Raw genomic sequence first — 16,503 nt, 5'->3', positions numbered from 1 at the left:
TAAAGTTACTCGCTCAGTAAGAAAATACCAGTGCTACATCATCATTCCTACCTACCAAAATGTACTTGGATCCTTTAGCTGACTGGATCACTGCCAAACTCCGGATATCTCCACGGATTTTTAATCCCGCTTCACTGGCTTTGGGTACCGAAAACTCTCCTTGTCCATTACCCAAAAGTAAGGCACCCTGACTGGCATCATATGCCCCGAAATACGGGGTGGCCCATTCCATATTCCCCCCCAGAATGAGGTCCTGATTTCCATCATTGTTCACATCCAGAGAAGCGATGGCATAGACAGGTGCCCTTTGGGCCACTGCCGGGAGTTCCTTTTGCTCAAACCTGATCCCTCCAAGATTCATCAGGGCTATAGACTTAAAAGTGTATGCCTCATACCTTTTGCTGGCACTCAGTGCTTCCGGCTGAAAAATCTGATCAATGCTCTTCCCAGAAAAATCCATATTGAGGATGAACAACTTCTTGATCAGGGGCATCTGCTTTACTAGCTCGTCTCGATTGGCCAGAGGGTACTCCTTATCACCTATGCTGTAGGTAATAATCTGATCGAGGGAGAGGTTCTTATCAAAATCATTCACATACATCCGAACAGGCTGATCCACGGATGGCTGAAGCTTACTATTCGTACCCAAATTTCCCAACACAAAATCAGGACGTCCATCTCCGTTCAGGTCCGTTAGGGTGATGGTATTCCACCAACCGTTGGTTTTATCCAGATCAGGAATATCGGCCTTCTCCAATTTCCCATTTCTATTCATAAAAACAGTAATGGGCATCCACTCACCCACTATAATCAGGTCTTCGTAACCATCCTCGTCCAAATCGGCCCAAACAGCATCAGTGACCATGCCAATGTGTTCGAGTTCAGGAGCCACGCCAGCAGTTTCGTTTCTGAACCTACCAGGGCCAATATTGAACAGGATACGGCTCTCCGGGGTCTGGCCATATTTACCGGCCACCACTCGTCCCCCCACAAATAAGTCCTGATCTCCATCATGATCTATGTCTGAAGCAATGACTACTGATCCATGCTGAAAATTCTCCTCCAAAGCGCCTTGCTGAAGCGAAAAATTCCCAGCTCCATCATTGTAAAAGAGTCTGTCATTCAGCCGGGGATTGGGCGGCTGAAACTCATTGCCACCGGAGGCCAGGTATAAATCCTGATCGCCATCATTGTCCGCATCAAAAAACAAAGCCGCAGTTTCTTCCGGTGCCGGATTACTACGGAAAGTCTCAGCCGAATGCTTTCGAAAGGTACCATCTGCGTTCTGTAAATAGAGCATTCCATTGTTGCCAGAGGCTCCACAGATATAAGCATCCTCCAGCCCGTCTCCATTGACATCAGCTACCGCTATGGCCGGGCCATCACGCGAGATTACATGTGGAATAAGGTATTGAGCATTAAAATCAACAAAGGGATTTTCAAAGTGTCTGAATGCCAGCTGACTTTGCTCGGTCACCTCCTTCAAAACAGGCGGCTGTCCCTCCTCCTCATATTCAAAGAGGCCTTTAGCCTGCGCCATGTCAAGCAGAATGGTCTGATTAACCTCTACAGCCGTGAGCACCTGTGTGCCTCCTCCCGGCCAGATGACTCGCAAGGAATCCACTTTAGCACTCTTACCAACTCCAAATACCAGCTCCTTGGTGGTACTTGACTGGAAGCCCCTATCCGGGAAAAGCTCCTGATACTGCAGGTTACCTTCCGCATAAAGCCTCACTTTGGTCCCTACGCCATTTGGGTTTCCAGACGAGCCCTTCAATCTTACCTTCAAATAATTATTTCCCTGCTGGTTGTTTTTAAGAATCTGCGCCCGGTCGTTGATGTTATTCACGACCAAATCCAGGTCTCCATCATTGTCCAGATCAGCATAAACCGAGCTGGTCGAGACTGTCTTTTCTAGCTTCGCCCACGAGGCGGATACATTTTCAAAGGATATTCCACCCTGATTTCTGAATAAATAATTTTCAACTTTTCCATCCGGCATCTGCGCAATCAAGGCTGAGTCACTGATCTCATCATTCCCTACTTTGAAATCATTGGCAGAAAGGAACATGATGTAATCCAAATCATTCGGACGTTTCACGATTCCGTTGGAAATAAACAGGTCCTTATAACCATCCAAATCTAGATCAGCAAAAAGGGGAGCCCAGCTCCAGTCTGTAGCCGCCACACCGGTCATCAGTCCCACCTCAGAGAATGTTCCGTCGCCATTATTAAGCTGCAACATATTGCGGGCAAACTGCTTTTCGTAACCAAAAGTCTGCTTGAGTTTGTAGATCTCATAGGATTCCTCGCCGGCTGAGTTCTTGAGGACTTTTTCATCCTCGGGTAGCATATCCAGGGTGATGATTTCAGGCAGTCCATCATTGTTAATATCCCCAATGTCATTACCCATGGAAGACCTGCTACTATGAGTGATCATGCTCCCTATGGATTCAGTAAATGTGCCATCCTGATTGTTCAGATAGAGGTAGTCATTTTCATGAAAATCATTGGAAATGTAGATATCCGTATATCCGTCAAAATTAAAATCTGAAAGTCCAATTCCCAGTCCGTAACCGATTTGAGAAGTATAGATACCAGCACTTTTAGTAACATCCACAAACATGCCGCCATCATTTCTGAGCAGTAAATCTCCTGCCAAAGAGTCTTCATCCAGACGCAGAGTGGACCGGCCGTAACTCCTTTTGGTATGGACAGAATGATTCAAAAGATAAACATCCAGGTCCTGGTCATTATCAAAATCAAAAAATGCAGCCTGTGTGGAAAATCCCTTAAAATCAAGCCCAAATGAAGCGGCGCTTTCGGTAAATGTGAGGTCTCCGTTATTAATAAAAAGCTGGTTTTGACCTGATATCCCTTTGTACTTCCCCACCCTGCAAACATAGATATCCAGATACCCATCCGCATTCACATCAGCCATGGTCACGCCGGTTTTCCAGGCACCTGGCGAACTCACTCCTGCGGATTCAGTAATGTCCTGAAACTCAAAGTTGCCTCTATTCAGGTAAAGTTTATTCTCTGCCTGATTGGCAGTAAAATAGATATCCTCCAGGCCATCATTGTTAATATCACCAACAGCCACACCTCCGCCATTGTAGAAGTAGAGATAATCCACAATATTGAATTGTTCATCCTCAGTAAGTGTGTTAGAAAAGGAGACCCCTGACGTTTCAGCAGGCACATATTCCAGCAGCGATTTCGGTGCTTGCTCTTTACAGGAAACGACTGATACAATCAGAATTAACAGACAAAAGGTGCGTATGGACATCATTTTTTACTTTTCGCGATGAAGATTTGCATCGCCTCATTATTATTGGCCACTATGACTTTGGGTCCAGCCTTGGTATTCACTACTTTGATTTTCCGTGTTTGGCCGTTGAGGTATAGCCCGGAATCCGCTGATTTGAGGGCTTCAAACCCACCATTTCCGTCCCCCAGAAGCACGAGCCCGTAGTTGGCATCATAGCGGCCCACTTCCGGTTTAGTATCATTAAGGTTGCCACCCACCAGCAGGTCCATATTACCATCCATATTCACATCCATAGCCTCCAGTGCGTAGGTCACAGAAAACTGAGCCTCAATGGGAAGACTAGCCTTGGTATAGCCATTTGGTCCACTTAGATAAACCACCGTTTCCAGTTCTCTTACTTCATACACTTTAGACTTGGCAAGCGCCTCTGGTGGAAACACATCCGTCATCTCCTGATTCTTATAATCCCCCCATTCCAGGTACTTCTTCTTCAAATGTGGCAGCTGCATGATCAGGTCGTGCCGCAGCACCATAGGGTAAGCCTTTTCTCCATTATACTGGGTGACGATTTGCTCAATGGTGCCATTCTGATCAAAATCATTGACATACATGGAAACCGGCTTTGTCTCAGAGGCTTCAAACCGACTGTTGTTACCATGATTTCCCACGGCCAGGTCGGGCCGCCCATCATTGTTGAAATCGGCCATTTCGATGGTATTCCACCAGCCCGCATCGTCCGGAAGGTTGGGTAAGCTATCTCTGACCAAACTCCCCCCGGTGTTGGAGAAATACGTAATGGGCATCCACTCACCCACGACTATCAGGTCCTGATCGCCATCACCGTCCATATCTTCCCAGCTGGCATCTGTGACCATTCCCAGGTCCTGAAAAGCTGCGGATAGCTCCAAGTCAGTCTGAAAATTGCCCTTACCGTCATTGATCAACAAATAGCTGGAGGCGGGAACACCGTAGTAGCCGGGCACCATCCTGATCCCTACAAAAAGATCCAGATCCCCATCTCCATCCACATCCCCGGGCACCACCGATGAAGTATTTTCATACCTCCCATTCGGGTAAATTTTGTTCTGCTTACTAAAACCTTTCCCCTTGAGATTGAGATATAGCCGATCTCCAAGGGCCGACGACAAATCAGAAAATTCTGAGCTTCCACTGGCTACATACAGGTCTTGAAAACCGTCTCCATCAGCATCAAAAAAAGCACAATCCACATCTTCATACTCCGCTTCCTGGATCATATAAGATTTTGGCACTCGCTCGAAAACACCGGAAGCTTTCTGTATAAAAAGGGCTCCTGCCTGGCCCGCTGCCCCGCCAATGTAAAAATCTTCCAGGCCGTCATTGTTGGCATCCCCGGTGCATAAGCATGGACCTTCCGTGGACCGCATGTGGTAAACCAACCTGTCCTTATCAAAATCTACCCATTTGCTCTCTCGGTGCACAAAAGCCGAATCAGCCACCGACTCAAAAATTGGTTCTTTGTTTGTTTTTCTACTCACAAGACCTGTCTTCTCGGAGGGCTCCTTAAGCTCCAATGTCTGGTTGGCCTCTACATTGATAAGAGTCTGGATGGCGCCACCCGCCCAGTAAATCTTGACCGAATCCGCCATTTTTGCTAACCCCAGCCCAAAAAGCGGGCGGCTATCCACAGTGGACTCGAAGCCCCTGATGGGCATATTCTCCAGGTAAAGAGTGGTATTCGCCAGGAAAACCTCAATTCGGGTTCCAAAGGCCCCGCTATTTTGACCCAGCCCGGTGAGTTGAAACCGCAAATAATTATTCTGTGGATAAAGTTTATTGGTTTGGTTCTCGAACACCCAGGATGGAAGATTGACATTATTGACTATCAGGTCCAGGTCTCCATCATTGTCCAGGTCTCCATAGGCAGACCCATTTGAAAAGCCCGGCTCGCCCAATCCAAACTCCTGTGATTTATTGACAAACTGAAGATTGCCCTGATTCAAATAAGCGTAATTAGCAATTGGTCTGGACGGAATCAAGTCTATCAGGCTTTTGTAATCCACCCCTGCACCTGATACCAGTTTTTTCACCACCTCCTCCTGTTTCACATAGTGCAGAAAATCCTGATCTGTAAGGTCCTGATAAATTCCATTGGCAATGAAGATATCCTTGAGGCCGTCATTTTGAAAGTCAAAAATCAGCGCTCCCCAACTCCAATCTGTGGCTTCGACCCCTGCTAACCGACCAATCTCACTGAAGGTATTGTCACCATTGTTCAGCTGAAGCATATTTCTGGTAAACTGATGGTAATAGCCATTCTGGAGGTTATACTGATACTTATCCCAGTTCTCGAAGGTCGTCACGGTCTTCACCCGTTCGTCGGGCTCTGGTAGCATATCTGTCACAAAAATATCGGGACGACTGTCATTGTTGATATCAGATAAGTCTGCACCCATGGACGCTGCACTCAGGCTTCTGATCTGATCCTCCAGCACTTCCCGAAAAGTACCATCCTGATTGTTCAGATATAGATAGTCGCGCTCAAAAAAGTCATTGGAAACATAAATATCCTGCCAGTGATCCCCATCAATATCCCCGACCGTAACACCCAGGCCAAAACCTATGATGCTGCCATAGATCCCTGCCCTATCACTCACATCCAGAAACTTGCCATTGTCGTTTCTAAACAGCTTATCTCCACCCACCGGATCTCTTTTTGGTCTTTCATTTCTTCTGAGGTCAAAACTCCCAATGGCCTGATAGGAGTTATTGAGCAGGTACATGTCCAGGTCTCCGTCTTTGTCATAATCAAAAAAGGCAGCGTGAGTAGAAAACCCGGGATCAGCCAGCCCGTACTCGGCAGCACTTTCCCGAAACGTGAGGTCCCCCAGGTTAATAAAAAGCTCATTTTCCTTGCTATCGCCGGCTATGTCGCCTGAGTTACAGACATAAATATCGAGCAGCCCATCTCCGTTGATATCCACCAGGCTCACACCTGTGCTCCAGGCTTTTTTGCCTTCCACACCGGCTGACATGGTTATGTCCCGGAACTTCATTCCGCCTTCATTAAGATATAGCTTGTTCTTTTTCTGGTTGGCTGTAAAATAAATATCCAACAAACCATCGTTGTTAAAATCGCCCAGGCCAACTCCACCGCCGTTATAGAAGTTGCGGTAGGTGAAAATATTGAAGTCTTTATCAAACTCCAGCACATTAGAAAAGTCAATACCAGATTCTGCCGCTGGTACTTTTCGAAAAAGAGTGTCGGCCTCTCTGGCAGTCTCCTGCTGACAGGAAATCATTAAAAGAGACACTGCGAATAAGTATAAATATTTCATACGCTTCAAAGTCTATTGATTGAGTTGCTTGGCTACCGTAAGGTCCGTAAAACGAACGGACACTCGCCTTTCATCCTTCAGTGAAATAGAAATCCTCCTATTACCATCCACTTTCGCATAAGCTGTCGGTTTTTCGGGATGTTCGATCGCCAGAAATCCACCTCCAAATGTCTCTTCCGTTAAGCTCTTGACCGTCAGAATAAGGGAGTCCGCTCCGAACTCCGTATTCCATGGTGCCCAGGCATTGTAAAAATAATCATAGGACATCTCGTAAAGCCCATCTTCATGAAAGGAGGGCTGAAACTGCACGGTCACCGGAGATTTGACATTTTCCTTGATGACATACTCAACAATTCTGGCTCCAGGACCTTGATAAATAAGCTTCTGTCGGTTAAGATCCATGCACCGATCAAAAAAATCCTGAAGACTCATTCCAAAAGTCATTCCCATCAGGAGGGTATCATACCGCACTCCGCTTGCCAATTCACGCTCCTCCATCTCCTGATAGGGGTGCGACTGGCATCCTGCCAACATTATGGCGATTAGTCCTATCGAATACACTGCATTTCTCATCACTAATACGTCACTATATAAGGTTGATCATTATTTTTCAAAAACAATAGTAAAGGCCGGCCGTTCGTGTTAACCTCCAAGATACTCCTCACATCCCCGGTTGTGGAGATCCCGGATTCATTCGGATAGGTGTATCGGAAATCACCATTGCCCGCACCCAAAAACAACTGCCCGTAGCTGCCGGCATAAATACCCGTTTCGGGTTTTGCCATGTGTTGGTTCCCTCCTAACACAAAATCCATTTTTCCATCACCGTTATAATCACCAGCACTGATGGCATAGACAGGTGAAAACTGTGCCTCGCGCGGCAATGCTGCTTTGGTGAAAATACCCGAGCCGTCATTGAGATATAAAGACGTTTCTAAATCTACTATTTCATAAGTCACCGCCCCCTCCAGCTGCTCCGGGGTAAAAACGTCTGTCATATTCGCTTCCTTGTATGCTTCATACCTCAGAAATTTCTTTTTCATGCCCGGGAGTTGCTTGATCAGATCTTTCAATTGGATCATTGGGAAATAGGCCCCATCACGATAGTAAGCGGTGATGTGCTCTATGCTCCCATTTCTATCAAAATCACCAACATAAATCCTCATCGGAGCATCAATAGTCGCCCGAAACCGCGAGTTGGTGCCGTTATTCCCTGCCAGCACATCTACATCACCATCACCGTCCACATCGGCCACTTGCAGCGTATGGTACATGCCAGAGGAGTTTGAAAACCCCGCCTCCAGGGACTCTGTGAAGCTTCCATCCTGATTGATAAATACTTTCAGCGGCATCCATTCTCCTGCCAGGAGTAGATCCTCATCACCGTCTCCATCAATATCAGCCCATTGAGCGGCTGTAATCATACCGATCTCCTTGAGTGGTGCTATTTCCTCCGTGACTTCATGGAAGGTCCCATCTCCCTTATTCTGAAAAAGGTGACCCGAAACCGGCAACCCAAAGTACTGAGGCTTTAGTCGATCTCCGAGAAACAAATCCGGGTAGCCGTCACCATCAAAATCACTCACCGCTACTGTACCCGTACTGCGTAACTCTGTACCGGGCAATGCCTCTGGCATCAATTGAAATTTCCCTCCAATATTGGTATAGATTCTATCCCTCAGTTCGAGACTCAGACCTGTAAATTCACTTCCTCCACTTGCCACAATCAGATCAAGGTCTCCATCCCGCTCAAAATCAGAAAAAGCGCAATCTGTATCCTCCGACCCTGCTTCGGCATCAAACCTCTGCCCCTCAATGAAGGTACCGTTTCGCTGCTGAAAATAAATCCTGCCGGCCTGCCCCCTGGCACCGCCCAAATAAACATCCTCCAGCCCATCCCCATTCACATCTCCCTTGCAGGCACATGGCCCTTCATTGGAAGCCATATCAAACAGTAAACGGTCCCGATCGAAATCAACATACGTGTTCTCAGTATGTAAATAAGGCACAACAGATGGATCAACGGCTTGAAAAGTGCCTTTACGTTCGTTAAGTCCAGGTACCCGAGTGTCAGTAAGGCTGGCGTAAGAAATCTCAACCAATCGATTCACATCCACTTCCAATTTTCTACTCTCCCGACCATCGGGCCACTGAATCACCACACTGTCTATCCGATCAAGTGTACCCAATCCGAAATGGAGCCGTTGATCTACCGACGACTGAAATCCACGCATCGGGGTAAGCTCTCTGGACCAACCTCTACCACCTCCATACACCCATACTTTACTGCCAATGGCATTCGGATTTCTACCCTTTCCCTGCAGTTTGATGGAGATAAAATTGTTCCCCTGACCATTTGTACGGTTTTCATAGACAAAGGCCGGCATGTTCACATTATTCAGCAAAAGATCCAAATCCCCGTCATTATCAAGGTCAGCATATGCAGATCCATTGGAAAATGTCAACTGATCCAGCCCCCAATCACTGGCTGCATTTTTGAATTCGAGATTCCCCTGATTCTCATAGGCATAGTTGGCCAACGGTTCGGACGGGATCATATCAATCAATTTTTTGATGGCATTCCCGTCGTCCTGAAGCATCTTTCTGATGGCGTCAGGATTTGCCATGAAATTGATGTAATCCTGATCAAGCAGGTCCTTATAAATTCCATTGGCTACAAAAAGATCACTGTGGCCGTCGTTGTTCATATCGAAAATCAAGGCTCCCCAGCTCCAATCGGTCGCTTCCACACCGGCCAGCCTGGACACTTCACTGAAGGTACCGTTTCGGTTATTGAGCTGAAGGGCATTTCTTCCAAATTGGTGATAGTAGCCTTGCTGCACTTGTAGTTGATACTTGTCCCACCCCTCAAAAGAAGCTTTTGACATGACCCGATCATGTCGCTCAGGCAGCATCTCGGTGACAAACACTTCATTGTAACCATCATTATTCAGGTCGGCAATATCAGCACCCATGGAGCCCATGGATATTTCGGTCATGTAAGAGGTCAGGGACTCTGCGAACGTTCCATTCTGTTGATTGATATACAAATAGTCACGCTCAAAAAAATCGTTGGACACGTAGATATCCAGCCAACCATCCATATCTATATCACTAATGGTCACACCCAGCCCAAAACCAATGCTGCTGCTATAAATGCCGGCTTGTGCGGACACATCCACAAACCTGTTGTCATCATTTCTAAGCAACATATTTCCACCCAGAGAATCGGGAATCTCCCGCTGATCTTTGATCAAATCATAGCCTCCCACAGAGCGAATTGAATTATTGAGCAAGTAGCAATCCAGATCACCATCCCGATCATAATCAAAAAATGATGCGTGTGTGGAAAGCCCCAGATTATCCAACCCATATTTTTCAGCTTCCTCCCGAAACGTAAGGTCTCTATTATTGATATAGAGAGAATTTCTTCTGTTTGGACCACCGGGGGGGCCAGATTTGCAGACATAAATATCCATCCACCCGTCGTAGTTGATGTCCACAAAGGTGACTCCTGTGCTCCAAACATTCTCCGATAGAAGACCGGCGGACTCGGTAATATCTTCAAACGCTATACCCACTTCTGATGAAGTCCCTTTGTTAAGGTATAGTCTATTCGAAACCATGTTTCCGCAGAAAAACACATCCGGGAAACCATCATTGTTAATGTCACCCACTCCAACACCTCCGCCATTGTAAAAATTTTTGAAGGTATATGGGTTGACATCTTCTGTGTAATCCAGTGTATTTTGGAAATCAATGCCTGTAGACTTCAACAGTCGGAAGCGTTTGTCCGAAGGCTCCTCCTCGGAGGGGACACAGGAAAATGCCAGACAAATAAGAAAAAAAATGATCGCTGGTTGTCTCATGTACATAATGAGGATGGATTCGCTCCTCCAAAACTAAAAAAAAGGCAAGCAACAGAAGCCGCTTGCCTTTTCTTTCAGAAATTATTCTTATTAATTATATCCTTCGTTCTGCTTCAACTTGTTGTTGGCATCCAGCTGAACCTGAGGAATAGGGAATATAGCATAGTGGCTGTCAGAAGTTCCTTTTTCCCACCATGGATCATCATACTTGCCAAATCTGATCAGATCCTGACGTCTGGTCATCTCTGCATACATCTCACGACCCCACTCAGCAAGTAGGTTGGTAGCATCCAGAGATGAGAAAGGGGTTACCCCTGCTCTGGTTCTGATCTGATTGACCATAGCCAATGCATCTGCAGTGTTTCCCTGACGGAAATCAGCTTCTGCTTTGGTCAGGAGAATGTTTCCTAAACGGAAGATCACAAAGTCATTACTCAGGTTAGGTGTAGCTCCCTGAGCAATCTCATATTTACCAATTCTGGCTCCAGCCTGACGCAATCCATCAGGATAAATAGAGTTGTGCTGAGGTGTAAAGGTAAGTGGTGCTCCATCCGGATCAGTTGGTTCTACACCAGCATCTTCGGTTCTGCTTCCATCTGGATTAAACTGAGGCCCAACGATGAAGTTGGATAGCCTTGAATCCACAGTTCCGATACTTGTTGCCTGAGCCAGACCTTTATAAACATCCCCCTGAGGGCCAGGGTTTTTCGCAGGATCTACGTAGGAGTTATAAAACTCCTCTACAGTCGCATATCCATTCCATGGCTGATCCTGAAGGTTAAATGTGTTTTGACTTCCGTAATGCAGAGTCATCTGATGCCAGTTGAATCCTTGTGCAAATACCTGATCGTAAGGCACTACAAAGATGTTTTCCTGAGAACCAGCGTTGTCTGTCTGGAAATTCGCAGCATAGTTGCTCTCCAGTGAGTAAAGTCCTGAATTGATGATCGCGTCAGCATCAGCTTCGGCATCAGCCCATCGGGCAGTACCAGTATACACTTCTGCATTCAAGTAAAGTTTGGCACGAATGGCCAAAGCTCCCCACTTGTTGATTCTACCATAAGTAGAAGCATCTTTCGCTTCGCTCAGCAATGGAATGATTTCATTCAATTCTGACTCTACGAAGTTAAATACCTGCTGACGGGTAGAATTACCAGCCGTTTCAGTGTCTGTAAAGTCAGTCACCAAAGGTACATTTCCGAATGCATCCAATAACCAGTAGTACCAAAGGGCACGCACCGCTCTCAACTCTGCGATGAAAGCATCTGCTTCTTCAGTTCCTAATTGCTCAAACTGATAGATCAAACGGTTACAGGTATTCACCCCTGAGTAACAGAATCCCCAGGTGTTATTGAAGAATCCATTGTCAGCAGTGTATTCATGTTGATGCAACTGCAACAAAATACCACCATCATACCAGTCACCACCTTTGGTGGTAATTACCAACTCATCAGAAGCGATTTCATTGATTGACCAAAGGTTTGAGTGGTTACCAATTCCAAGCAGGGAAGAATATGCTTGTCCAAGAGCTGCGACAAACTCCTCATCAGATGTGAAGAAGTTATCGGCGGTTACGTCGCTATACAGCTCTTCTTCCAGGTCCGTACATGCCGGTGCAAAAAACACCAGGCCAAGAACCATTAAAGAAACTCTTTTCATTAATTTATTCATGTCTTAAAATTTTAAGTTTTTAGAAGCCCAGGTTTAAACCCAACGTGAAGGTTCTGGTGGTAAAGTAAGTTGACCTTCTCTCGATACCAGGTGATAGTGTATCAGCATCACCAGGACGTCCACCATTGTCACTGTCTATCCTGTCTTCATACCTTACTTCTGGGTCCACACCAGTGTAGTTGGTCAAAACAAATGGGTTTTGAACTGACGCAAACAATCTCAATTTACGTACTGCACTGCCACTCTGTAGTGGGAAATTATAACCAATGGTAGCGTTATCGATTTTCACGTAATCAGCACTCTCTACATGAACACTGTTCACAGAAGCCTTCTTAACATTTGAATCGTAATACTTAGTCTTCACCACATTGTAATTACCGACCGTAGTAGACTCATTGTTCTCATAGAAACCTCGGTAGCTATTCAGCAGGTCATGACCCACAGCTCCTCTAATGAAAATATTAAGATCAAAGCTCTTATAGGTAAACGAGTTGTTGAAACCGAAAGTGGCATCTGGAAGTCCAGATCCAATTACCGTTCTGTCGTCATCACAGTTACAATAAGAACCGTCACCACTCAAATCAGCAAACCTAGGTGTGCCATCTTCGTCTACACCAATCTGAACAGGTCCCCAAAGTTGACCTAATTCTTCACCTTCTTTAACTCTTACCAATTCTGTGTCATTCTGACCAGGCGCTCCCATGTTGGCTCTGTAGAGTACTCCACCTTCTCCAAAGGACAAATCCCCAGAAGTCAAACTCACTACTTCCGTTTTGAATGTAGAGAAGTTCACCCCAGTAGACCAAGTGAAATCATTGGTCACTATAGCTTGGTAGTTAAGTGCTACCTCAAGTCCGGAATTCGCAAATTCTCCAATGTTCACCCAAGTCTGTCCAAACAAGTTTGGTGGCACAGGCACATTTACAGAAAGAATCATATCAGTAGTGGTTCTTGTGTACCAGTCAACTGTACCACTCAATTTATTATCCAAAAGGGTAAAGTCAATCCCTACGTCGATCTCATCTTTAGTCTCCCAGGAAAGATCCGGATTTGGATTACTTACAGGACCAAAACTTGGCACGTATTCCCCGTTATAAAAGAAGTTTCCTTGAGGACCATATCTCTGAAGTGATAGGTAAGACTGACCAGGGATGTTTCCTGTTCTACCAAACGAACCTCTCAATTTCAAGCTGTTCACTGTAGGGATTTCCACGAGGTTGGTGATGTTCACACCGGCACTCACGGCTGGGAAAATACCCCATCTGTTGTTGATACCAAATCTTGAAGATCCTTCATATCTCGCACTTGCAGAAAGGAAATATGTGTTATCGTAGTTCAGATTCAATCTGCCGAAAAAGCCAATCAATTTATAAGAATTGGCATAGCTCCATAGATTACCAAGTCCGTTAGCAAAATCAAGAGCAGCACCCATATTGTTATATCCAAACGCATCAGTAAGGAAATCACCGCCTTCCATACCAGATCCCTCAGTGAAGAATTCCTGGTATGAATAACCACCCAAAAGGGAAATATTAAGGTCACTTACATCTTTGTTGTAGTTTACCGTAGATTCGATCAACTGGTTGGTCCTTCTTTCATTAGACTTACGGGCCAAGCCATTTCTACCTGCTCCTCTGAATTTAGAATTCTTAGAGTAGTACTCACCTCTTAGGTCATTCTCCTCCTGTCTGGAGTAGAACACAGAAGCACTCAAGCCATTTACCAGATCACTGAAGTCATACTCAGCTTTCACACTTGCGAGCAAACGATGATCCACACCTTCATTAACATTCTGCTCTGCGATGCCCACCGGGTTGAAGAAATCAAAAATATCTCTCTGTGCATAACCACCTTGCTCAGTCAGACCACCACCAGATGCAGCGATATTTACAGGCATTGTAGGGTTAGCCACTACAGCATATCTAAAAGCTTCAGCAAAACCATAGTCAGACTCTTTGGTGGTACTTGATATACCCACAGTTATTTTCGCACGGTCATTTAAAGCACGCTGAGTAATGTTCACACGACCATTCAACTGGCTAAAGCCTGTACCAATACCAATACCTTCAGTATCTCTATAGTTCATAGAAATACGGTAGCTGGTCTGGCCGGTACCACCTGACAGTGACAAGTTGTGCACCTGAGCCTGACCTAGTTGAGTCACCTCATCCATCCAGTCTGTATCAGAACCGAAATCTTGAGCCCCTGGTACCTCTCTGTACTCATCGGCGGTCATGAAGTCGATGGTGTTATAAATAGACTCCACAGCGTAGGAGCCGTTATAGTCCACCTGCATTTTACCTTTTGATCCGGTCTTAGTGGTCACGAGGATTACTCCACTGGATCCACGAGTACCGTAGATGGCAGCAGCCGATCCATCTTTCAGGATATCAATGGATGCAATATCATTCGGGTCTACTGTAGAAAGTGATCCTCCGATTACCCCATCAATGACTACCAGCGGGGATGCATTTGCTCCCACGGTAGAGATTCCTCTCAGTCGGATGTTATATCCACCATTGGGATCACCACCCGGCTTAGTGATGTTCAAGCCAGCCACTTTACCTTGTAGCAACTGTACTGGATCATTCACCGTACCACGGTTGAAATCCTCAGAGCTGATACTGGCTACTGAACTGGTGATCTCTTTTTTGTCCTGGGTACCGTACCCTACCACTACCACTTCTGATAATGATTGTACATCCAGATCAAGGGCCGCGTCGATCACTCCGCGAGATCCTACTACCGCTTCCGACGAGGCATAGCCCACAAACGAAAACACAAGTGTTGCACCATCACCCACAGCCAATTTGTATTGACCATTGAAGTCGGTAATGGTACCATTCGTTGTTCCTTTTTCAACAACGTTGGCGCCCGGAACAGCTTCACCTGTTTCCGCATCGGTTACTGTACCTGTCACCGTTCTCTCCTGCGCCCACAGCGTGGCGGACAGAATCAACGATAAACCTAAGAGTAAATACTTCTTCATACTATTACAATTTGTTTCTAAACTTTTAACTAAAAGTCAATTTACGAAATGATATTCTGACCATTACAACCTCCAAGAAAACGAAATAAAAAGAATTATAAAAACGATTTGATATAAAAAGAGAGCGATTTTGGCAATTGAATAATTGCAAACGTTTGCAATGGATAGATAATTTTTGAAGTCATAAAATATGACTTTTCTAAGATGCCTGAAGGGCCTTTTTAGGCTTTCCTCACCGAAACCCTTTTTGAAAATTTTCTTTGGATAAAGAATGGGTAATTTTATAGTTCATTATCTTGCCTGAACATGAAAAAAGGATCAGTTACCATCAAGGACATAGCCCTCGAGTTGAACATTTCGGTTTCCACCGTTTCCAGGGCATTGGCAGATAATCCTTTGGTAAAACCATCAACCAGAGCGGCAGTCAAAGAACTGGCAAAAAAATACCACTACCGTCCCAACTTCACTGCCCTGAGCCTGCGAAGCAATAAAACCAAAACACTAGGCATTATCATTCCGCAGCTGGTGCATGAGTTTTTTGCCATGGTGATTCGCGGCATTGAGGATTTTGCCTACTCCAATGACTACAATGTGATCATCTGCTCCACTCACGAATCATACGAACGCGAGGTGATAGACACCAAAGCCCTGATCAATGGGAGGATCGATGGTCTGATGGCGTGTATTTCGAAAGAAACCAATGAATTTGATCATTTCTCAGAATTTGTAGACCGAGGCCTGCCGCTGGTATTTTTTGACTGCATCTGTGACGAAATAGAAGCACCAAAAGTGGTGCTGGATGACTTTGATGCAGGCTATAAAGCCGTGAAACACCTCATAGATCAGGGATGCACCAAAATAGCCTATGTTGGAGGGCCCATTAACCTTTTTATCAACAGAGACAGACTCGCTGGCTATAATAAGGCCTTATCTGAGGCGGGGCTCAACACCCGAGACAGCTGGATCATTCATTGTGACTCCGGGGACTACGACGATGGCATGGAAAGCACGCGCGAACTGGTGCAGGCCCGGGAGATCGATGGCCTCTTTGCTGCCACTGATATGCTGGCCATAGGTGCCATCAAAAACATGAAAGCAGCCGGTCTGAAAGTACCGGAGGATGTGGCAGTGGTTGGCTTTAGCAACTGGTCCATCGGCACCCTTTATGAGCCTTCGCTCTCCACCATGTCACAACCAGGATATGAAATGGGTCAAAAAGCGGCGGAGTTGCTCATTCAGCAAATTGATAACCCAGATCAGGAATTCAATGAGACAGTGGTGCTCCACAGTGAGCTTTTGATCAGAGAGAGCAGCATCAGGGACTGAGGCACGTTTCTATTCCTGCTATAAGCTTAACTTATCGACTGATAATCTTGATCAATAATA

7 protein-coding genes are annotated in these 16,503 nt (G+C 45.7%); 1 reads left to right on the top strand and 6 read right to left on the bottom strand.

Annotated elements, in window-relative coordinates; genetic code table 11:
* Positions 1-13 precede the first annotated feature (13 nt).
* The 6 genes from GV030_RS13490 to GV030_RS13465 all read right to left on the bottom strand — a co-directional run bounded on the left by GV030_RS13490 (position 14) and on the right by GV030_RS13465 (position 15,117).
* The gene (locus tag GV030_RS13490) at positions 14-3,292 is read right to left on the bottom strand and encodes a VCBS repeat-containing protein (RefSeq protein WP_159582879.1); all 3,279 of its coding nucleotides are present in this window, start codon (positions 3,290-3,292) and stop codon (positions 14-16) included.
* Positions 3,289-6,588: a VCBS repeat-containing protein gene (locus GV030_RS13485; protein WP_159582877.1), complete on the bottom strand. Its 3,300-nt coding sequence runs from the start codon at positions 6,586-6,588 to the stop codon at positions 3,289-3,291. The genes GV030_RS13490 and GV030_RS13485 overlap by 4 nt, the downstream gene beginning before the upstream one ends.
* A 12-nt stretch (positions 6,589-6,600) precedes the next feature.
* Complete coding sequence (locus GV030_RS13480) at positions 6,601-7,161, bottom strand: hypothetical protein (protein WP_159582875.1); 561 nt, start codon at positions 7,159-7,161, stop codon at positions 6,601-6,603.
* Positions 7,162-7,163: 2 nt separating this feature from the next.
* Complete coding sequence (locus tag GV030_RS13475; protein ID WP_159582873.1) at positions 7,164-10,457, bottom strand: VCBS repeat-containing protein; 3,294 nt, start codon at positions 10,455-10,457, stop codon at positions 7,164-7,166.
* Between the two features lie 90 nt (positions 10,458-10,547).
* Positions 10,548-12,128, bottom strand: coding sequence for a RagB/SusD family nutrient uptake outer membrane protein (locus GV030_RS13470; RefSeq protein WP_159582871.1), 1,581 nt, complete (start codon positions 12,126-12,128; stop codon positions 10,548-10,550).
* 19 nt (positions 12,129-12,147) lie between these two features.
* Positions 12,148-15,117 carry a TonB-dependent receptor gene (locus tag GV030_RS13465; RefSeq protein WP_159582869.1) on the bottom strand — a complete coding sequence of 990 codons (2,970 nt, stop codon included), beginning with the start codon at positions 15,115-15,117 and terminating at the stop codon, positions 12,148-12,150.
* A gap of 306 nt (positions 15,118-15,423) precedes the next feature.
* Here GV030_RS13465 and GV030_RS13460 point away from each other — a divergent pair, with 306 nt between their 5' ends.
* Positions 15,424-16,443, top strand: coding sequence for a LacI family DNA-binding transcriptional regulator (locus GV030_RS13460; protein ID WP_159582867.1), 1,020 nt, complete (start codon positions 15,424-15,426; stop codon positions 16,441-16,443).
* The last annotated feature ends 60 nt before the right edge of the window (positions 16,444-16,503 follow it).

Origin of the sequence: Marinoscillum sp. 108, assembly GCF_902506655.1 — a bacterium.
Classification (GTDB): Bacteria; Bacteroidota; Bacteroidia; order Cytophagales; family Cyclobacteriaceae; genus Marinoscillum; species Marinoscillum luteum.
Note: the sequence above shows the minus strand (reverse complement) of the source record. Positions and strands in the feature narration are given on the sequence as shown.

Excerpts from the sequence above, each read along its gene's own strand:
- GV030_RS13485 (WP_159582877.1), bottom strand. The coding sequence starts at position 6,588 with ATGAAATATTTATACTTATTCGCAGTGTCTCTTTTAATGATTTCCTGT.
- GV030_RS13475 (WP_159582873.1), bottom strand. The coding sequence starts at position 10,457 with ATGAGACAACCAGCGATCATTTTTTTTCTTATTTGTCTGGCATTTTCC.
- GV030_RS13465 (WP_159582869.1), bottom strand. The coding sequence starts at position 15,117 with ATGAAGAAGTATTTACTCTTAGGTTTATCGTTGATTCTGTCCGCCACG.
- GV030_RS13470 (WP_159582871.1), bottom strand. The coding sequence starts at position 12,128 with ATGAATAAATTAATGAAAAGAGTTTCTTTAATGGTTCTTGGCCTGGTG.
- GV030_RS13460 (WP_159582867.1), top strand. The coding sequence starts at position 15,424 with ATGAAAAAAGGATCAGTTACCATCAAGGACATAGCCCTCGAGTTGAAC.
- GV030_RS13480 (WP_159582875.1), bottom strand. The coding sequence starts at position 7,161 with ATGAGAAATGCAGTGTATTCGATAGGACTAATCGCCATAATGTTGGCA.
- GV030_RS13490 (WP_159582879.1), bottom strand. The coding sequence starts at position 3,292 with ATGATGTCCATACGCACCTTTTGTCTGTTAATTCTGATTGTATCAGTC.